This window comes from Promicromonospora alba, from assembly GCF_042654905.1.
Taxonomy (GTDB): Bacteria; Actinomycetota; Actinomycetes; order Actinomycetales; family Cellulomonadaceae; genus Promicromonospora; species Promicromonospora alba.
Genome location: NZ_JBHSFI010000004.1, coordinates 390090 through 409246, shown reverse-complemented (window position 1 = coordinate 409246; position 19157 = coordinate 390090). Strand labels below are relative to the sequence as shown.

Genomic DNA, 19157 nt, shown 5'->3' with positions numbered 1-19157 from the left:
CTCCGCCCGCGATCCGACAACGACGTCAACGTCACCGAAGGAGAAATTCATGAGCACCACCGGCAACGGACTACGAACGAGGCGCGGCAAGCGTCTCGCAGGCTCGGTCGCGGGTATCGCGGCCGTGGCCCTGACCCTCGCGGCGTGCGGGGGCGGCGACTCGGGCATCGGCGGGGGAGGCAACGACGACCCGCCGGCCGCGGCCGAGGAGTGCCCCTGCGAGATCCGGTTCTCGTGGTGGGGTTCCGACACCCGCCACGAGTCCACGCAGCAGATCATCGACGCGTTCGAGGCGGAGAACCCCGACATCACGGTGGTCCCCGACTTCACCGACTGGGACGGCTACTGGGACAAGCTCGCCACCTCGGTCGCCGCGGGCGACACCCCGGACGTCATCACCCAGGAGGAGCGTTACATCTCCGACTACTCGACCAAGAACGTGCTCGCCGACCTGGGCACGCTCGAGATCGACACGTCGAAGGTGGACGACGGCGTCCTGGCGGGCGGCCAGATCGAGGGCACGCAGTACGGCATCCCGACCGGCATCAACGCCTACGCGCTCGTCGCCGACCCGGAGATCTTCGCCGACGCCGGCGTCGAGCTGCCGGACGACACCGCCTGGACCTGGGAGGACTACGTCACCACGGCGAACGCGATCTCCGAGGGTGCGGGCGACGGCGTCTGGGGCACGCAGGACTACGGCTTCAACGAGGCCGGCCTCAACGTGATGGCGCGTCAGCGCGGCGAGACGCTGTTCACCCCGGAGGGCGAGCTCGGCGTCTCCGAGCAGACCATCGCGGACTTCTTCCAGGTCTCGCTCGACCTGATGAAGGGTGGCGGTCAGCCCGACGCCGCCCGCACCGTCGAGTACCAGGCGGCCGGCCCCGAGGGCGGTCTGCTCGGTACCAACCAGGGCGCCATGGGCGTCTGGTGGACCAACCAGCTGGGCGCGCTGTCCGACTCGTCCGGTCACGAGCTCGAGCTGCTGCGGCTGCCGGGCGAGTCCGAGGGCGAGCGCACCGGCATGTACTACAAGCCGGCGATGTTCTACTCGATCTCCGCCGACACCGAGTACCCGGAGTCCTCGGCCAAGTTCGTCGACTTCCTCCTGAACTCCGAGGAAGCCGCGAAGATCATGCTGACCGACCGCGGTCTGCCGGCGAACACAGACGTGCGTGAGGCGATCCTCGGTGACCTGTCGCCGACCGACCAGAAGATGGCCGACTTCATGGCGGACATCGAGGACGAGATCGTCGACACCCCGCCGGTGCCGCCGCACGGTTCCGCGGACCTCGCGGACATCATGGAGCGCGTCAACACCGAGGTGCTCTTCGAGCGCATCACCCCGGACGAGGCGGCCACACAGTTCATCGAAGAGGTCAACGCGGCCATAGCCGACTGACCCGTCGGTCCCGCGAAGTAGAGCGGGTGTCCGGACAGACGCTCTACTTCGCGGATCGGTGGTCGGCGAGGTAGAGCGGGTGTCCGGACACCCGCTCTACCTCGCGGTGCGTAGGGGCGGTCCCGGTAGGATGAAACGGTTCAGACAGAGAGGTGCCGGCGTGTCAGAGGTCGATCTGCTCGTTCTTCGCGAGGGTGACGACGTCGCCGTCGCGACCCGCGACCTGAGCCCGGGCGCCGAGGTCTCCGCGTCGGGGACGACCCCGGTCCCCGTCGGGCAGCCCGTGCCGCGGGGCCACAAGATCGCGCTCCGTGCAGTGCCCGCCGGCACCGAGGTGCACAAGTACGGGCAGGTCATCGGGGTTGCGACCGCCGACATCGCCCCGGGCGACCACGTGCACTCGCACAACCTCGGCTTCGAGGAGGGCACGCGCGAGGCACCCCTGGGCGGCACCCACACCGACCTCCCGGTGCCCGACGGCGCCCGCCCCACCTTTCGCGGTTTCCGGCGGGCGAACGGGCGGGTCGGCACGCGCAACTTCGTCGCGATCCTGACCAGCGTGAACTGTTCCGCCTCGACGGCGAAGATGATCGCCGACCAGTTCAGCGGCGCGGTGCTCGACGAGTTCGAGAACGTCGACGGCGTCATCGCCCTGACCCACACGTCGGGCTGCGGCCTGGTGCCGGACTCCGAGGGCGGGCAGATCCTGCTGCGCACGCTGCGCGGATACGCCGCCCACCCGAACGTCGCGGGCCTGCTGGTGCTCGGGCTCGGCTGCGAGATGGTGCCGGGCGCCGCGCTCTCGGCCCGGTCGGGGCAGGTCGCCGACCTCGGGATGCCCACCGTCGGTCCGCCCGACGACGCGAAGCAGGGACTGCTCGCGTCGATCCCGGACGACACGGTCGTGCGTTCGCTGACCATCCAGGAGGCCGGCGGCGTGCGGGCCTCGGTCCGCGCGGGCGTCGCCGCCGTCCGCGAGATGTTGCCCCTGGTCAATGCGCGCGAGCGTGTCGAGTGCGATGTCTCGGAGCTGGTCCTCGCCCTCAACTGCGGCGGGTCCGACGGCTACTCCGGGATCACGGCCAACCCCGCGCTGGGCTGGGCCTCGGACCGGCTGGTCGCGTACGGGGCGACGTCGGTCCTCGCGGAGACCCCCGAGGTGTACGGCGCCGAGCACCTGCTGACCGCCCGGGCGGTCAAGCCAGAGGTGGCGCAGCGCCTGCTGGACCGCATCGACTGGTGGCGGGGCTACGTCGCGGCGGGCGGCGGAACGCTGGACAACAACCCGTCGCCGGGCAACAAGGCCGGCGGGCTCACGACGATCCTGGAGAAGTCGCTCGGCGCGGTCGCCAAGGGCGGCCAGGCCGACCTCGGCGCCGTCTACGAGTACGCCGAGCCGATCACCGAGCGCGGGTTCGGCTTCATGGACACCCCCGGCTACGACCCCGTGTCGGTCACGGGCCTGGTGGCGGGCGGCGCCAACGTCGTCGTGTTCACCACCGGCCGTGGTTCGGTCTTCGGCTGCCGCCCGACGCCGTCCATCAAGGTGGCGACCAACACCCCCATGTACTCAGTGATGTCCGAGGACATGGACATCAACGCGGGAGTGGTCGTGGACGGCACCGCGACCGTCGCCGAGGTGGGCCGGCAGATCTTCGACCGGATCCTGGCCGTGGCGTCGGGGGAGCAGACCGTCAGCGAGGAGCTGGAGATCGGCGCCGAGGAGTTCATCCCGTGGCACATGGGCGCCGTCACCTGAGCGCCTGACCTCGCCGACTTCGGGGCCCGCACCCGGGGGCGCGCGATTACTCTCCTGGTCATGGAGATATTGGTGATGTCCGTGGTCGTGCTGCTGGTCCTGAACTGGATCTCGGAGAGCGGGCACCGGAGGACGCAGCAGCGTGCGATGGACAAGCTCCAGACCAAGCTCGACCTCGTCATGGACCAGCTCGGCGTCGTCGTGCCGGAGCCGGAGGGGATCGCCGACGTCGACGCGCTGATCCGTGCCGACCGCAAGATCGAGGCGGTCAAGCGCTACCGCGAGCTCACGGGCGACGACCTGCTCGAGGCCAAGACCGCGGTGGACCGCCGCGAACAGAACCTGCGCTGAGCCGGATCGGCCCGCACATGACCATGCACCTGCTGCCAGGATCGGGCTCCGCCTGGCAGCAGGTGCATGGTCAGATGGGGATGGTCAGGGGTAGCTCACCACCTTGGCCGGGACCGTCTCCGTCCCTGCGGCGCGCGGGCCGACGCCGTTGATGACGTGCTCGTACGTGCCCACCCCGCCGAGCGACACGGTGAGCAGCGAGTGCATCCGCACCCCCGGCGTCCGCGGCACCTCGAAGCCGTTGTCCGAGGTGATGGAGGCGTCCGACGTGAACACGCAGTAGGAGCCCAGACCCCAGGCCTCGTGCTGCGTCACGTGGTCGGCGACCTTGTACGCCGCCCAGCCCCGGATGCCGTCGTGGTTCCAGGCCGCCTGGTTCGGCGGGTCGTACGGCAGCTCGTTCTGGTAGAAGATCGTGCGGCCGCGCTCCCCGTTCCACAGGGTGTTGTACTCCTGGTAGTGCTCGACGAAGAGGCCGTACCCGTCCACGTCGTCGCCGTTGACCACCAGGCCGTTGTCGGCCGTGTTGACGTTCCAGCCGATGCCCTCGCCGTGGTCACCGCGCCAGGACCAGATGTGGTCGATGATCGTGTCGTCCGCGTTCACGACGACCGCCTGGTCGACCCGCCCGACGTGTGCCCCGCCCACCCGGACGAACACGTCGTGCAGCGAGATCGGGTCGTCCGCGTGGTCCGCCGTGGAACCGTCGGTGCCGACCGTGAGCATCGACGGCGACTCGGTGGCGCCGGCGTCGAAGAGGACACCCGCGATGCGGACGCCGTCCACGTCGGCCACCCGCATCGCCGTCTGCCCGGCCGTGGGCACGATGGTGGCGTACCCGAGGCCGAGCACCACGGTGTCGGGGCGGTCCACCTCGATCGTCTCGTCCAGCTCGTAGACGCCGGGCGTGAGCAGGAGGTGCAGACCCTGGTCGAGCGCCTGGTTGATCCGCGCCGCGGAGTCACCCGGGCGGGCCACGTAGAACTCGTCGAGCGGCACCGAGGCGCCCGCCGTCGAGCCGGACCGCCAGGTCGCGCCCCGGGTGCCCTCCCGGGCGGAGGGCACGAACACCGCGTAGTCCTCGCCGTCGAGGTAGAGGTACGGCTTCTCGCGGATGATCCCGGTGGTGGCCAGGGTGGTCACGGCGGGTTCGGGGAACGACGTCGGCGGGGCGTTCTCGACGCCGGAGAACACCATGTTCCACAGCGTCCCGGCCCAGCCGCCCGTGAGGGTCGAGTCGCGGGTGTACCACTGCTGCTGGGTCCAGGCGCGGACCTGGCCGTCGACCACGGAGTCGGCGATGTAGCCGCCCGACGCCCAGCCGTACCGGGACGAGTGCAGCATCAGGTTGCCCTTGACGTGCACGCGGCGCATGGGCGCGGCCTGGGAGACCGCCCACCGCATGTCCCCGCCGGACGGCGTGACGGCCAGGTTCTCGACGGAGCGCCAGAAGTTCTGCGTGGCGTTCCCCTCGAACCACTCGGCGTCCGCCCAGACGCCGCCGGTGATGTTCACGTCGTCCGGGCTCGTTCCCAGGCCGGAGATCGAGGTGTGGAAACCGGCGTTCACGTGCACCGGATAGGTGCCGGGCTCGAACAGGAACTGGTGCCGCCCGTCGCCGAACTGGTCGGACTCCTGCTGGTCGTACACCGCGTCCACCGCGGCCTGGACCTGGCTCGTTGGCGTGTCCGGACCGAAGACGTGCACGTTCGGCCCGAGGTCACCGCCGCCAGGGATCGGGTCGCCGGGCGTGCTGCCGCCGTCGTCCGTGAGCACCTTGAGCTCCCACAGCGAGTAGCCGTAGCCGGTGCCCCGCTCCGTGCCGGTGATCCGCACGTACCGGCCGGCCCCCGCGACGTCGAAACCCTGCGAGCCGCCGGTCCCGTCGGTGACGGTCCGGAGGGTCCGCCACATGGTGCCGTCGTCGGAGGCCTCGATCCGGAAGTCCCTGCCGTACGCCGTCTCCCAGGAGAGTTCGACTCGGCACAGGTCCTGGACCGAGCCGAGGTCGACCCGGATCCACTGCGGGTCGGCGGCCGCGCTGCTCCACCGGGTGCCGGGGTCGCCGTCGACGGCCATGGCGGGGCCGAAGGGCCCCTCGGTGGACGACGCCGTGGCCGGCCGCCCGAGCGCGGCGTTCGTGGTGCACGCCGCCGCGGCGTCTGCCCGCGCCGCCTCCGCCCGCACGGGAGCGGGGGCGGGGACGGGGGCCGACATCGGTGCCGCGACCGCCGTCAGCGGCGCCGCGACGCAGGCCGCCGCGACCGCGACGGCGAGCCAGGCCCGCCGTCCGCGCTGCTGTGCCCGGGTCATGAGCGCACCTCCTCACGTGCGGCGGGCTCGGGCACGAGCTGGTAGTTCTCGTCGAGCACGGTGCCGCGGTGCGGCTTGTACAGGTCGTAGCCGCGCGGGTTGCACTGGAGGCCGCCGTTGATGCACTGCTCCACCAGGCGCCGGAGCACCTCGGGGTCCCAGGCGTTGACGAAGTCGTAGTGCCAGGACTGGTCGGACCCGCTGACGAGCGCGACGTCGGACATGTCACCGCTGACCGGCCAGGCGATCTTGAACTCGAGCATCGGCACGGCCACGGGGTGGCTGAGTGGGCACTGGCCCGAGACCGGGTACGCCATGTGCGTGCCGTGGCCCATGTGGGCGGACTCCTCCGGGGTCAGGTGCATCCCGTCCCAGCAGCTCGGGGCCTGGTACCGGATGTTCAGCTGGGTGCCGGGTGGGCAGTACGCCGGGATCTCCCAGCTCTTGGAGATGTCGCCGCACTCCCAGCCCTCGACGGCGCCCGGCGCGGTCCGGAACTCGTCGACCGTCGCCATCATGTCGCCCGTCACGAACTGGAGGCCCTCCGGGAACGGCACCACGTCGGTGTAGTCGTCGATACCCGACTTGTAGTAGACGGTCATGGGGATGTTCGGCTCGACCGGGGCGCCGCCCTTCGTCAGGGCCGGGAACCAGTAGGCCGACTTGTCCTGCGGCACCGTGCACGTGCTCGCCGGGTTCGCGAGCAGGCTGGCCGGCGTGGTGAAGGCGTCAGTCGACCGGTTGCCGATGAACGTGTGCAGGTGCGACCGACCAGGCTGGTTGGGGTACACGATCGAGTCGTCCGGCCGGAAGTGCGAGAACGTGCAGTTCGCCTGGAACTCGTGGTGCGTCACCTCGTCGCCCGGGAAGGGCGGCGGGTCCTCGGGGCCGCCCGCCTCGCCGTCGCCGAACACCTGGAACTCGATCAGGGAGTAGCCGTACCCGGTGCCGCGGGCCGTGCCGACGAGCTGGACGTAGCGGCCCGTGGCCGTGACGTCGTACACCTCGGTCCCGCCCGTGCCTGCACCCTCGGTGACGACGGTGGTCCAGGCGTTGCCGTCCTGGGAGACCTGGAGCCGGAACGCCGCGCCGTACGCGGCTTCCCACTCCAGGGCGATGTGGTCGAGGGCGTACGAGCGGCCGAGGTCGATCCGGATCCACTCGTTGTCCGTCTGGGCGCTGGCCCAGCGGGTGCCGCGGTCGCCGTCGACCGCGAACCGCGGGCCGAGGCCCCCGGACTCCGAGCTCGAGGCCGCCGTGAGCGCGCCCTGCGAGAGGAGCGTGTTCGGCTCGGCGACGGCGGTGACGGCGCCGACGGTCCCGGCCGCGCTCAGGGTCGAGGCGAGCAGTACCGTGGCGAGAGCGCCGGCCAGGACGCGAGGTCTGAGGCGGCTGGGCGTGCGGAGTGCTGTACGCATGGTTCCTCCTTCACTGCTGGTTTCGATGCTGTTCTGGGCTGCTGACGTGCTGTGTCACCGCTGGTAGATGCCGACCTCGTACAGGGAGTAGCCCCATTCGGTGCCGCGTTCGGTGAGGTTGAGGCGCACGTACCGGCCGGATCCCGAGACGTCGATGCCGTCGACGCCGCCGTTGCCGCCCGTGACCGTCCGGATGGTGTTCCAGGTGCTGCCGTCGTTCGAGGTCTGGATCTCGTAGGACTTGCCGTAGGCCGTCTCCCAGACGAGCTGCAGGTGGTCGAACGACTGCACCGATCCCAGGTCCACCCGGTACCAGGCGGACGGCCCCCACTCGCTGGCCCAGCGCGTCGCCGGGTCGCCGTCGACGGCGCGGCCGGGCGTCCAGTCGCCGTTCCACGGGTCGAAGCTCGACGCCGTCGCCGTCTTGCCCCGGGCGATGTTCGTGCCGTCGACCTGCGGTGCGACGACGCGGAACGACCTGGTCTCGACGCCCACGTTGCCCTCGCCGTCCTCGGCGAACACGTAGACCTTCCAGACGCCGAGCATCTCCGGCGCCGTGACCCGGAACGTGCCGGGTGCGGTCTGCGTGAACTGCGCCTGCGCGATGCCGCCCGCGTTGTTGATGTACTTGCTGTTCAGCATCACGTTGGCGTCGATCGGGTCGCCGTCCGGGTCCGTCATGTCCACGGAGACCGTGAACTGCTCGCCGGCCTCCACCGCGGTCGAGCCGGGGACGCTCATGCCCGAGATGCGGGGCGGCGTGTTCATCGCGGAGGTGTCGACGCCCCAGGCCCGCGCGATCGAGTAGTAGCCGAGGCGCTTGTTGTCGCCGGGCAGGATGTTGAACCACACGCCGCCGAAGTCGCCCTCGATGCCGTAGTGGAAGAACGTCGCGCCCAGCGAGACGCCCTCGTGCTCCCGCAGGCACCGCCACGAGTCCACGTACGCCGCGCCCTTCTCGAGGTCGGTCGGCTCCTCCGGGACGCCGTTGGCGTCGTCCGGCACCTCCCACTCGCCGGCCGCACCGCCCTCGGTCAGCAGGTAGGGGCGGTCGTAGCCGCCCGTCTCCCACGCCTCGCGGATGTTGCACACGTCGCCGTAGGCGTTGATCGACAGCAGGTCGAGGTCCGGGGCGTTGCGCTCGATGTACGGCCAGGCGCCCGCCCACGCGTCGGTGTTCGTGGTCGGGTGGTTCGGGTCCGCCTGGTGCACGGCGACGCTCACCTCGTTGACGAAGGCCGCGTAGGCGTTGCGGATCTGCTCCAGCTCCGTGCCCGAGTAGCAGTTCTGCAGGCCCAGGATCGCCTCGTTGCCGATGTTCCACATGAGCACGCCGGGGTGGTTCTTGTACGTCTCGACCCAGCGCAGGATGTCGGCCTTGGTCTCGGACTTGTACGCCGTGTCGCTGCGGTAGTCGATGCAGCCACCAGAGCCGGGGCCGCCGCCGGGCAGGAGCCAGAACCCCATCACCACGCGCACGTCGTGCGCGGCGGCGGAGTCGAGCAGCTGGCGGGTGTCCGCACCGGTGCCCCAGGTGCGGACCGTGTTGGCGCCCATCTCCACGAGCGGCGGCATGTAGTGGTCGGCCGCGCTGAACGACGGGCCCCACGTGAAGCCGCGCACGGTGTAGGGCCGGCCGTCGACCTGCAGGTCCCAGGCACCGTTGCCGCCCACCACCTCGACCTTGCTCGGGCCGGAGTCGCGCACGGGCACGTTCGGGTGGCCGGGGTCCACGTAGGTCGGGTCACCGGGGTCGCCCGGATCGCCCGGGTCGGTCCCGCCGCCCTCACCGAACACGCGCAGCTCCCACAGCGAGTTGCCGTAGCCGCCCGACCGGGCAGTGGACAGCAGCCGCACGTGCCGGGCGGTCCCGTCGACGGCGAACGTGTCGGTACCGCCGTCGCCCGAGCTGGTCGAGTACACGGTGGACCACGAGCTGCCGTCCGCGGAGACCTGGAACTGGTAGCTGGTCGAGTACGCCGACTCCCAGACCAGCTCCACGCGGTCGAGGTCGGCCGACCGCCCCAGGTCGACCCGGATCCACTGCGGGTCGCTGAACTCGCTCGCCCAGCGGGTGCCGAGGTCGCCGTCGACGGCGGCGCTCGCGGGCGTGTAGTCCGCGTTCTCGACGGAGGACGCGGTGGCCGGCCGGCCCTGCGACAGCAGGACCGGTGCGGCATGGGCCGACGTCGCCGGTGCGACCAGCGCCGTCGCCGCCAGCAGACCGGTCGCGAGGGCAGCGGCTCCGGCGCGTAGGCCGCGCCGGAGCAGGGCGGCCTGCGCGCCGGGTGATCCGGTGGTGATCATGGGTCTTCCTCTCCGTCCGCTCGTCGGCCAGGTACGGGGCCGGGGCGGGGTCGTCGTTGAGCCTGCCTTCGCGTCGCTCCGGTGCGTCGCGATCTGGGAGAGCGCTCTTACACCGCCCATACTTGACCCGGTCCCGGCGGCCCGTCAAGGGTCGAGACGCCACCCTTCCGCTCGTTTTTAGCAGTTGTTAAAGCCTCACAGCGCATATTGATCAGGCTTTATGACGACGCCGATCCGGCCCGAAGCGCCGTCATGTCACCCGCCCCAGGTCCATGGGAGAGCGCTCTTACTCTGTTAACGTCAGCCTGTGAGCAAGGATCTGCGGCGTCCGGCGCCGACTCTGGAGGACGTGGCGAAGGTCGCCGGCGTCTCCCGCGCGACCGTGTCCCGCGTGATCAACGGCAAGCGCAAGGTCGCGCCCGCCGTGCAGGAGGTGGTCCTGGAGGCCGTGGCCGAGACCGGCTACGTGCCCAATCGCGCGGCGCGTTCCCTGGTCACGCGGCGCACGGGCACTGTCGCCGTCGTCATCTCGGGTGCCGACGCCGATCCGGACACCGAGCTGGACCTGTCGGGCGTCTTCTCCGACCCGTTCTTCGGCCGGGTGGTCGGATCTCTCGTCCGGACGCTCCGGCCGCACGACGTGCACCCCGTCCTGATGTTCGCCGACAACGACCAGACGCGCGCCCAGGTGGTCTCCTACCTGCGGTTCGGCAATGCCGACGGAGCCCTGCTCGTGTCGACGCACGCCGACGACCCGCTGCCCGAGGAGCTGCTGGGTACCGGGAGCCCGATAGTGCTCTTCGCGCGGCCGGGCCACGCGATCCCCGCGAGCTATGTCGACCTGGCCAACGCGGACGGCGCCCGCCTCGCGGCGAACCACCTGCTCGACCGGGGCTGCCGCAGGCTCGGGGTGATCTCGGGGCCGGTCGACGTCCCGTCCGCCCGGGACCGGCTCGACGGCTTCCGTGACGCCGCGGCCAGGCGTGGCCACGCGTTCGTCCCGAGCGTCGAGGGATCCTTTACGTTCGAGAGCGGCGAGGTCGCGATGGCGGCGCTGCTGGCGACCGCCCCGGACCTCGACGGGGTCTTCGTCTCGAACGACCTCATGGCCCAGGGCGCGATCCACGTGCTGCAGACCAACGGCCGGCGGGTGCCCGAGGACGTGGCGATCGTCGGGTTCGACGACAGCCCCGTGGCGGTGCAGACCCGGCCCCGGCTCACGACCGTGCGTCAGCCGGTGGAGAAGATGGCGGAGGAGATGGCGCGCATGCTGCTGGAGCAGATCGACGCCGACGAGCCGATGGTGCGTTCGGCGATCTTCGAGCCGGTCCTGGTGGTCCGCGACTCGGCGTGAGCGCGGCTCGCGACATGTGCGATGACTTAACACGTTCTGCGGAAGTGTTAAAAATCGAGCCGAAACTTAACGTGTCGACATCGTTCGCCGTCCACCACGTACGAGTCGTTCGTGTGGAAATCCCTCACTCTCCCGCGACCACGACCTTGCTAGGTTCCTGAACAAATCGGTCGTCGAAGCCCGACGGCCCAGAACCGGAAGCGAGGTGGTTCCCGTGAGATCTCGTCGCGCACCGCTACTGATCGCAGCTCTCGTCGCCGCGCTCCTGACGCCAGGAGCAGCACTCGCGGCCCCCGCGCCGGCAGCCCAGGCCGCTGTCGCCAGCTGCAGCGCTGCTGCCTGGAGCAGTGGCGCCGTCTATGTCGGCGGCAACCAGGTCACGCACGCCGGCGCCGCTTGGCGGGCCAAGTGGTGGACACAGGGCGAGACGCCCGGCACCACCGGTGAGTGGGGAGTCTGGGAGCGCACCGGCACCTGCGACGGCGGCGAGCCGCCCGTCGACCCGCCCGGCACCGAGGACTTCCCGGTCAGCCAGGCCCAGTTCAACCAGTTCTTCCCGAACCGGAACTCGTTCTACACGTACTCGGGGCTCGTCGCCGCGCTCAGCGCCTACCCGGGCTTCGCCAACAGCGGCAGCGAGACCATCCAGAAGCGTGAGGCCGCCGCGTTCCTCGCCAACGTCTCGCACGAGACCGGTGGCCTGGTGCACATCGTCGAGCAGAACACGGCGAACTACCCGCACTACTGCGACCTGTCCCAGCCCTACGGCTGCCCGGCCGGCCGCGACCAGTACTACGGCAAGGGCCCCATCCAGCTCAGCTGGAACTTCAACTACAAGGCGGCGGGCGACGCGCTCGGCATCGACCTGCTGAACAACCCGCGTCTCGTGCAGACCGACTCGGCGATCGCCTGGAAGACGGGCCTCTGGTACTGGAACACCCAGAACGGCCCGGGCACCATGACGCCGCACGCGGCGATCGTGAACAGCCGCGGCTTCGGCGAGACCATCCGCAGCATCAACGGCAGCATCGAGTGCAACGGCGGCAACCCCGCCCAGGTGCAGAGCCGCGTCGACACGTACCTGCGCTTCACGAGCGCGCTGGGCGTGGACCCGGGCGGCAACCTCCACTGCTGACCCAAGGCTCAGCCCACGTGTCAGACGCTCAGGTCACCCGAGTGACCTGAGCGTCTGACACATGCGGGGGTTTCTGACAGGTGCGGAGGTTCGGGCATGCCGTGCCACGATTACCGCATGCCTCTCGAACCCCGGTACCTCGCAGCAGAGGACCGCTACGACACCATGACCTACCGCCGGACCGGCCGCTCCGGCCTGGACCTGCCCGCGCTGTCCCTCGGGCTCTGGCACAACTTCGGTGACACCAGCCCGTTCGAGACCCAGCGCGCCATCCTGCGCCGCGCGCTCGACCTGGGCATCACGCACTTCGACCTGGCGAACAACTACGGCCCGCCCCACGGGTCGGCCGAGGAGAACTTCGGGCGGCACTTCGCCGCCGACCTGAAGCCCTACCGCGACGAGCTGATCCTCTCGACGAAGGCCGGCTACGGCATGTGGCCCGGCCCGTACGGCGACCACGGGTCGCGCAAGTACCTGCTGGCCAGCCTCGACCAGTCGCTCGCCCGGATGGGTGTCGACTACGTCGACGTCTACTACCACCACCGGCCGGACCCCTCGACGCCGCTCGAGGAGACCATGGGCGCGCTCGCCGCGGCGGTCCAGCAGGGCAAGGCGCTCTACGTCGGCGTCTCGAACTACTCGCCGGCTCGGACGCGCGAGGCGGCGCAGGTCCTCCGCGACCTGGGTGTCCCGCTGTTCATCCACCAGCCGTCCTACTCGATGCTGAACCGGCACATCGAGAACCCCGCCCACGAGGACCCGTACGACGGCAGGCAGAGCGAGTCGCTGCTCGACGTCGTCGGCGAGCTGGGGGTCGGGACCATCGTGTTCTCCCCGCTGCAGCAGGGGCTGCTGACCAACAAGTACCTCGCGGGTGCGGCGCCCGAGGGATCCCGTGCGGCCCGTTCGGACTCGCCGTTCCTCTCGTCCGGCGCCCTCACCGAGGACTACCTGGGCCGGGCCAAGGCGCTCAACGAGATCGCCGAGGGCCGCGGCCAGACGCTCGCGCAGCTCGCGCTCGCCTGGGTGCTGCGTGACACGCGCGTGACCTCGGCGCTGATCGGCGCGTCGTCGGTGGCGCAGCTCGAGGACAACGTGGCGGCGCTCTCGGCGGGCCCCCTCACCGAGGACGAGATCGCGGCGATCGAGCCCCTGGCGCAGCCCCTCGCCTGACGCCGCAGCGAATCCACACCACACGTTCCACCGCACTTCACTGTGCTGTCGCGCCGAATCGATCCTGTGGCGGGACGATGAGAGAGTTCACCGCTCGACGGGGAGGGGTACTGAGGTACGGCCCTGGAGAGAAGGAGCACGAGCGTGTCCGAGATGAAGACCGCGACAGTCGTCGGAGCCGGCATGGTCGGCCTCGCGACCGCCTGGCACCTGCAGGAACGTGGCGTGGAGGTGACGGTCCTCGACCGGCACGGCGTCGCGTCCGGCGCCTCCTGGGGCAACGCCGGCTGGCTCACCCCGGGCATGGCGATGCCCCTGGCCGACCCGTCGCTCTGGGCCTACGGACCCAAGGCGATGCTGGACCCCGATGCAGCCCTCAGCGTCCCCTTCCGGTTCGACGCCGCCCTGTGGGCATTCCTCGCGCGCTTCATGGCGAACGCGACGCACGGTGCGTGGCAGCGTGCCATGGCCGCCCTGACCCCGATCGACCGGCTCGCGCTCGAGGCGTACGACGAGCTCGAGGCCGGCGGCGTGCACGCGACGTCGCACCCGAGCCGCTGGGTGGTCGGGTTCGAGCGTGAGCGGGAGTCACGGCCGTTCGTGCACGAGCTGCGCGCCGTGGCCAAGGCCGGTCAGGAGGTCCGCCTCTCGAGGATGCCCGACGGCGTCCGCGTGCCGCACCTCTCCCGGGCGGTGCGGTCGACCTGGACTCTCGAAGGTCAGCGCTACATCGATCCGGGGGCCTATGTGCAGGCCCTCGCGACGTCGGTCAGCGCACGCGGCGCGAAGGTGCTCTCGGACGCCCGGGTCGAGGGCGTCCGCGTGGTTCCGGGCGGGGTCGAGACGACGGTCCACGGACACGACACCATGACGTCCGACGCCGTGGTGCTCGCCACGGGCGCGTGGCTCCCGGAGCTGGCGCAGCGGTTCGGGGTGCGGACTCAGGTGCAGGCCGGACGGGGCTACTCGTTCAGCGTGCCCGTGGCGGGCCCACCGATCGATCACCCCGTCTACTTCCCGGCCCGGCGCGTGGCCTGCACCCCCTACCAGGGCCGGCTGCGGATCGCAGGGACCATGGAGTTCCGCGGGCCCGACGAGCCGCTCCAGCCCGCCCGCGTCGACGCGATAGTGAGCTCCGTCCGGGGCCTGTTCGAGGGTGTGGACCTGGACTCCCGCGAGGACGAGTGGGTAGGTTCCCGGCCGGTGACACCGGACGGGCTGCCGCTCGTGGGCCGGACGGCCGCACCCGGCGTCTACGTGGCCGGCGGTCACGGCATGTGGGGCATGGTGCTCGGCCCGGCGACGGGCCGGGCGCTGGCGGCGTTGATCACCACCGGTCAGGTGCCGGACGAGATCCGGCCGTTCGACCCCCTGCGCTGACCCGGGTCAGTTCCTCTCGCGCTCGGCCAGCCGGTCGAGCCCGTCGAGGATGATGCCCAGGCCGAACTCGAACTCGGTCTGGTCGTCGCACCAGCCGAGGGTGGGGTCCGCGTCGGCATGGCTGACGGCGGCGAGCATCTCGACCATGTGCGGCACCTGGTCGGCCATCTGCATGAGCATCGCGGTGGCGGCGTCGTCGGCGCCCTCCTTGGCGCCGCCGCCGGCCGCCGAGCCCGCTGTGGCGCCGTCGGGCTCGAAGAGCTCCTGGGAGAAGCCGAGCGCGCGGCTGCCCAGCGCGTGCATGGCGTGGTGGACCAGGTCGTAGGAGAAGCCGCCACGCCGCATGAGTCCGATCAGCGAGTCGTAGTACCGGACGACGTGCAGGCTGAAGGACTTCCTGGTCTCCAGGACGGTCGACGCCCACGGGTGGCGGAGCAGCACCGACCGGGCCGTGAGGATCTGCCGGCGCATCGCCGGCTTCCACGAGGACTGCGGCGCGTCGTCGGCCAGCGGCTCCAGCCGGCCGACGACGTCCTGGATCTCCGCCGCGACGATGTCGACGACGCCGTCCAGCAGGTCTTCCTTGTTGGCGACGTGGTGATAGAGCGACATCGCCTCGATCCCGAGCTCGCGGGCCAGGCTGCGCATGGTGAGCGCCCCGAGGCCGTCGCGGTCGGCCAGGGCGACCGCCGACTCGAGCACGCGGGCGCGCGTCAGGGCGCTCCGTGGTGCCGTGCCCGTCGTCCTGGGTGAAGTCATGGTCTCGCGATCCTACGTCGGCCGAACCCTTGACGGGCTCGGCGCACCGGCCTACCTTACGTCGTAAGGCTTACACCGTAAGCCTCTTCGAGAAGGTGGACGTCATGTGGACCGGGATCCTCTGGGCGGTCGTAGGGCTGCTGGTGGTGGTACTCGCTGGGTTCCTCGCCCTGGTGGTGTCGATGCGCACCAAGAACCGCCGTGGGCTCGGCATCATCCGCAGGTTCGGCAAGCGGTTCGGCCGCTCGATCGAGCTGCGCACAGCGGGGGAGCCCGGAGCGTCCGCCGCGGTGATCCGCCACGTCGGCCGACGGTCGGGTGCGCCGTACGCGACACCGGTCGGCGTGTATCCGATGGACGACGACTTCCTCGTCTACCTCCCGTACGGGCGGGACGTGGACTGGCTGCGGAACATCCGTGCGGCAGGCGCCGCGGAGCTCCGGGTCGAGGGGCGCACGCACCGCGTGACGCCGCAGCTCGTGGAACCGGCCGAGGCCCTGCCCTACCTGTCCAAGCGGGACCGGGGCGTCGCCCGCCTCTTCGGCGTGACCGACTTCCTCGTGCTCCGGCGGGTGCCTGTCGCCTCGGGGGGCACCACATGAGGGCTGTGCTCCGGGACGGGTACGGGCCCGTGGACATCCTCCGGGTGTCCACGGTCGAGGACCCGGTCCCGGGTCCCGGCGAGGTGGTGGTCCGGGTCGCCGCAGCCTCCCTGAACATGGCGGACCTCGATCACCTGCTCGGCGTCCCGCGCCTCGCCCGCCTCGGCACCGGCCTCACCCGGCCGACCAACCGCCAGGTGGGGGTCGACGTCGCCGGGACGGTCGAGGAGGTGGGACCGGACGTGACCGGCCTCCGGCAGGGCGACCGGGTCTGGGCCGACCTGTTCGACCTCGGGCACGGCGCACTGGCCGACCGGGTGCGCGTCCCGGCGTCGGCCCTGTCGCCGCTGCCTGACGCCCTGTCGTTCGACGTTGCCGCCACCGCGCCGCACTCGGGGACGCTCGCCCTGCAGAGCCTGCGCGCCACCGAGCCGATCCGGCCGGGTGAGCGGGTGCTGGTCAACGGGGCGGGCGGCTGCGTGGGGCCCTTCGCCGTGCAGCTGGCGAAGGCGCGCGGAGCCGTGGTGACCGCCGTCGATCACGGTGACAAGCTCGACTTCCTCCGTGAGCTGGGTGCGGACGAGGTGATCGACTACACCCGCGAGGACTTCGTGCGGGGTGACCGTCGGTTCGACGTCGTCCTCGACATCGCCGACACCCGGTCCCTGGTAGCGCTCCGGCGTTCGCTGGCCCCGGGCGGTCGGTACGTGCTGGTCGCGCGGCGGATCAGCTCGTTCGCGGAGAAGGCGCTCCTGGGTCCGGTCGTCAGCAGGCTGACCGGGACCCGGATGTCCACGTTCTTCTGGCGTCCCAACCAGCGGGCCGACCTGGACGAGCTGGCCCGGCTCCTCGTCGCCGGCGACGTGCTGCCCCGGATCGACCGGCGCTACGGGCTCGACGCCGCCGCCGAGGCGTTCCGGCGCCTCGAGTCGGGGGCGGCGCGAGGCAAGATCCTGGTGGTGCCGTAGGTCACGGACGTCGTGGCAGGATCGCATCGTGACGACGAAGCGCATCCTCATCCTGGCCGGCCGCGGACGCTACGAGGATCCCTGGCATGACCACGCGGCGACGTCGCACGTCGTCGCCGGCATCATCGGAGACCTGGGCGAGGTCGAGGTCCGGGGGCTCTTCCGGGACGCGCTGGACGACCTGGACTCCGTCGACCTGCTGGTCGTGAACAGCGGCTCGGGCCGCCGGGACCCCGGGTTCGACGGGTCCGACGACGACTGGCTCGCCTTCCACGCCCGGCTGGCGGGCTGGGCGCGGGCCGGGGGAGCGGTGCTCGGCCTGCACCAGGCGGCCAACACGTTCTACGACGCGCCCGACTGGTCAGCGGTGCTCGGTGGCCGCTGGGTGCCGGGCGAGTCGATGCACCCGCCCATCGGCCAGGCGCGGTTCGAGTTGGCGCAGGGGCACCCGGTCACGGAAGGCCTCGACGCCGTCGAGGCCTTCGACGAGCGCTACTGCCGCCTGCAGGTGGCCCCGGCCACGCGGATCCTCGGCACCACCCCGGACGACGACGGCGCCGAGCAGTCGATCCTGTGGGTCAACGACGCGCACGGCGGACGCAGCGTCTACTCGGCCCTTGGCCACGACGCGCGCTCGTACGCCTCGGCGGGGCACCAGCAGCTGCTGCGCCGATCGGCATCCTGGCTGCTCGCCTGACCTCCGCTCCCACGGCCGCGCAAGAGGTGCTTGACCTCGATCAAGGTTGAGGTTGTTGGCTGGGTCGCATGCAGATCATGAGCGTCGACACGGTGACCCGATCGATCGCGGAGACCGCCGCGTACTACGAGACGGTCCTCGGACTGCCGGTACGGAAGGAGATCGGCGCGGTGGAGGTCACCGTCGGCCGATCGGTGGTCCGGTTCCGGGAGGACGCCGACGCCGAGGGCGACCAGCACTACGCCTTCCTCATCGACGACGCGCGGTTCGACGCGGCCCGAACCTTCCTCGCGGCGGGCCCCGGGCTGCTGAGCGACGGCGACCGCACGGAGTTCGAGGCCCAGTCGGCCTGGAACGCGCGGTCGCTCTACTTCCCAGGTCCGGACCGGTCGGTCCTGGAGGTCATCGCGCGCCGTGATCTGCCCTCGAACCTGGGTGCCGGGCACGCGTCGGGGGCGAAGGCCTCAAGCCCGCACGTGCCCGGCACCCAGCCTGCCTGGTTCGGCCCCGGCGACCTGCTCTCCGTGAGCGAGGTGGGCATCGCGGTGCCCGACGTCGCAGGCACCGCCGACCGGCTCACCGACGCCGGCATCGGCCGCTACCCGGACGGCTCGGCGACGTTCAGCCCGGCCGGGCACATCGACGGCATGCTCATCCTGGTGAGCCCGGGCCGCACATGGTTCCCGACGTCGGACCGGGTGGTGGCCGAGCCGCCCGTCACGGTGGTCGCGCAGGCGGGTGCCGCGAGCCCCGGCGTGCGGCCCGGGAGGTACGAGCTGGCGCCCGGCCGCGTGCTCGTCGTCCGGCACTAGATCACTTCTGCGATCGCTCGCCTGTCACGCCCCCTCGGAGAACCCCGCCTGCCGCCACACCTCGTACACCGCTATCGACGCCGCGTTCGTCAGGTTGAGCGACCGGCGTCCGGGCAGCATCGGGATGCGTAGTTCGTCGGTGACCCGCGGGTGTGCGAGCGCCTCGGGTGGCAGGCCGGTTGGCTCCGGCCCGAACAGCAGGACGTCGCCCGGCCGGTACTCGACGTCGGTGAACCGGGTGGTGGCCCGGGTGGTGAACGCGAAGACCCGCGCGTCAGGGAGGGCGTCGAGCGCCACGTCCAGCGACGGGTGCACGTCCATGACGGCGAGGTCGTGGTAGTCGAGACCCGCCCGCTTCAGCTTGGCCTCCGAGAGGTCGAAGCCCAGCGGTTCCACCAGATGCAGCCGGGCACCGGTGACCGCCGCGAGCCGGATCGCGGACCCGGTGTTCCCGGGGATGCGGGGTTCGAAGTACACGACGTGGGCGAGTGGGGTCGGCGTGGGGGCATCGGCGGAGTGCGGCACGTACCCATTCTCGCTGCCCGACGGCGGAGCGCCGTCCCGCCCGTGGGCATTGCTCAGCCCCGGGCCTCCGCATAACCTGGGCGCATGACGCACGGGCTGAACTGGTGGCGGCTGCACTCGCAGCCGTGACCTGACGCGCCCACCCCGCACAGTCCCGAGCTGCTCGCCGCAGCCCGGGACTTTTCTGTGCCCGACGCCGTGC

At 71.1% G+C, this 19157-nt stretch carries 16 protein-coding genes; 11 read left to right on the top strand and 5 right to left on the bottom strand.

Annotated elements, in window-relative coordinates; translation table 11 throughout:
* The first annotated feature begins 49 nt into the window (after positions 1-49).
* The 3 genes from ACFO6V_RS12820 to ACFO6V_RS12810 all read left to right on the top strand — a co-directional run bounded on the left by ACFO6V_RS12820 (position 50) and on the right by ACFO6V_RS12810 (position 3512).
* Positions 50-1402, top strand: a complete 1353-nt coding sequence (locus ACFO6V_RS12820; protein ID WP_377135903.1) for an ABC transporter substrate-binding protein — start codon at positions 50-52, stop codon at positions 1400-1402.
* Positions 1403-1562: 160 nt separating this feature from the next.
* Complete coding sequence (locus ACFO6V_RS12815; RefSeq protein ID WP_377135900.1) at positions 1563-3161, top strand: UxaA family hydrolase; 1599 nt, start codon at positions 1563-1565, stop codon at positions 3159-3161.
* A gap of 60 nt (positions 3162-3221) precedes the next feature.
* Positions 3222-3512, top strand: coding sequence for a hypothetical protein (locus ACFO6V_RS12810; protein ID WP_377135897.1), 291 nt, complete (start codon positions 3222-3224; stop codon positions 3510-3512).
* Positions 3513-3596: 84 nt separating this feature from the next.
* Here ACFO6V_RS12810 and ACFO6V_RS12805 read toward each other — a convergent pair whose 3' ends face one another.
* The 3 genes from ACFO6V_RS12805 to ACFO6V_RS12795 are packed head-to-tail and all read right to left on the bottom strand — an operon-like array spanning position 3597 to position 9550.
* Complete coding sequence (locus ACFO6V_RS12805) at positions 3597-5825, bottom strand: discoidin domain-containing protein (protein ID WP_377135895.1); 2229 nt, start codon at positions 5823-5825, stop codon at positions 3597-3599.
* On the bottom strand, positions 5822-7243 hold the full coding sequence (locus ACFO6V_RS12800) for a DUF1996 domain-containing protein (protein ID WP_377135892.1): 1422 nt from the start codon (positions 7241-7243) through the stop codon (positions 5822-5824). Before ACFO6V_RS12800 ends, ACFO6V_RS12805 begins: the two co-directional genes overlap by 4 nt.
* A gap of 54 nt (positions 7244-7297) precedes the next feature.
* Positions 7298-9550, bottom strand: coding sequence for a discoidin domain-containing protein (locus ACFO6V_RS12795; RefSeq protein WP_377135890.1), 2253 nt, complete (start codon positions 9548-9550; stop codon positions 7298-7300).
* A 307-nt stretch (positions 9551-9857) separates the two neighbouring features.
* On the opposite strand from ACFO6V_RS12795, the gene ACFO6V_RS12790 reads away from it, so the two are divergent.
* From ACFO6V_RS12790 to ACFO6V_RS12775, 4 genes are all read left to right on the top strand, one after another.
* Positions 9858-10904 (top strand): LacI family DNA-binding transcriptional regulator, encoded by a 1047-nt coding sequence (locus tag ACFO6V_RS12790; protein ID WP_377135888.1) that lies wholly within the window; start codon positions 9858-9860, stop codon positions 10902-10904.
* A 214-nt stretch (positions 10905-11118) separates the two neighbouring features.
* A complete protein-coding gene (locus ACFO6V_RS12785) occupies positions 11119-12039 on the top strand; it encodes a glycoside hydrolase family 19 protein (RefSeq protein ID WP_377135886.1) in 921 nt (306 codons plus the stop codon).
* A 117-nt stretch (positions 12040-12156) separates the two neighbouring features.
* Positions 12157-13212 carry an aldo/keto reductase gene (locus ACFO6V_RS12780; RefSeq protein ID WP_377135884.1) on the top strand — a complete coding sequence of 352 codons (1056 nt, stop codon included), beginning with the start codon at positions 12157-12159 and terminating at the stop codon, positions 13210-13212.
* Positions 13213-13365: 153 nt separating this feature from the next.
* A complete protein-coding gene (locus ACFO6V_RS12775) occupies positions 13366-14592 on the top strand; it encodes an NAD(P)/FAD-dependent oxidoreductase (RefSeq protein WP_377136605.1) in 1227 nt (408 codons plus the stop codon).
* 6 nt (positions 14593-14598) lie between these two features.
* On the opposite strand, the gene ACFO6V_RS12770 is transcribed toward ACFO6V_RS12775, so the two are convergent.
* Positions 14599-15351: a TetR/AcrR family transcriptional regulator gene (locus ACFO6V_RS12770; protein WP_377135882.1), complete on the bottom strand. Its 753-nt coding sequence runs from the start codon at positions 15349-15351 to the stop codon at positions 14599-14601.
* Between the two features lie 104 nt (positions 15352-15455).
* Between ACFO6V_RS12770 and ACFO6V_RS12765 the strand changes: the two genes are divergently transcribed.
* The 4 genes from ACFO6V_RS12765 to ACFO6V_RS12750 all read left to right on the top strand — a co-directional run bounded on the left by ACFO6V_RS12765 (position 15456) and on the right by ACFO6V_RS12750 (position 18430).
* Entirely contained in the window at positions 15456-15953 is a 498-nt protein-coding gene (locus tag ACFO6V_RS12765) for a nitroreductase family deazaflavin-dependent oxidoreductase (protein WP_377135880.1), read from the top strand.
* Positions 15950-16921, top strand: a complete 972-nt coding sequence (locus ACFO6V_RS12760) for an NAD(P)-dependent alcohol dehydrogenase (protein WP_377135878.1) — start codon at positions 15950-15952, stop codon at positions 16919-16921. The genes ACFO6V_RS12765 and ACFO6V_RS12760 overlap by 4 nt, the downstream gene beginning before the upstream one ends.
* Before the next feature lie 28 nt (positions 16922-16949).
* Entirely contained in the window at positions 16950-17618 is a 669-nt protein-coding gene (locus ACFO6V_RS12755) for a ThuA domain-containing protein (RefSeq protein WP_377135876.1), read from the top strand.
* A gap of 68 nt (positions 17619-17686) precedes the next feature.
* Positions 17687-18430 (top strand): VOC family protein, encoded by a 744-nt coding sequence (locus tag ACFO6V_RS12750; protein ID WP_377135874.1) that lies wholly within the window; start codon positions 17687-17689, stop codon positions 18428-18430.
* Positions 18431-18454: 24 nt separating this feature from the next.
* On the opposite strand, the gene ACFO6V_RS12745 is transcribed toward ACFO6V_RS12750, so the two are convergent.
* Positions 18455-18955 (bottom strand): tRNA (cytidine(34)-2'-O)-methyltransferase, encoded by a 501-nt coding sequence (locus tag ACFO6V_RS12745; protein ID WP_377135872.1) that lies wholly within the window; start codon positions 18953-18955, stop codon positions 18455-18457.
* Positions 18956-19157 lie beyond the last annotated feature (202 nt).